This is a genomic window from Xenorhabdus budapestensis (assembly GCF_002632465.1).
Taxonomy (GTDB): Bacteria; Pseudomonadota; Gammaproteobacteria; order Enterobacterales; family Enterobacteriaceae; genus Xenorhabdus; species Xenorhabdus budapestensis.
The window spans coordinates 1-341 of sequence record NZ_NIBS01000159.1 but is presented as its reverse complement, the minus strand read 5'-3'; the positions used below and the strand labels follow the sequence as shown (position 1 = coordinate 341).

The following is a 341-nucleotide window of genomic DNA, read 5'->3' as shown; positions in this document are numbered from 1 at the left end:
CCCATCATTTGTTTTTATTAATGGAAATATTATGGGCTTTGCATCATCTATGTATGGCCCCAAAATTCGAGAATTAAAGCATTACATCATGCAAAAGGAGTTAAATGGCACCTCACTTCAAATTGAATCATTAATGCAAAATGTAACAACAGAAGATGTTGTGCTTTAATAAATTCGGACACTTTGGTAAAGGAATAGAATGACTTTAATTAAGGTGTCTTTATGAAACGAAAATCACCCCCAAAATTTACCGATAACTTTAAAAGAGAAGCGGTCAATCTGGTTGTTGAACAGGGCTATACAGTCCCACAGGCAGCTGAAACCTTAGGTATTCCAATAAA

Annotated in this window: 1 protein-coding gene and 1 pseudogene; both read left to right on the top strand. The window is 34.9% G+C overall.

Features of this window, described 5'->3' with window-relative positions:
• A pseudogene (locus Xbud_RS21535) lies at positions 1–169 on the top strand (hypothetical protein); the annotation flags it as partial.
• Positions 170–222: 53 nt separating this feature from the next.
• Positions 223–341 (top strand): transposase (locus tag Xbud_RS21530; RefSeq protein WP_145956703.1); only part of this gene is annotated, 119 nt, incomplete at its 3' end.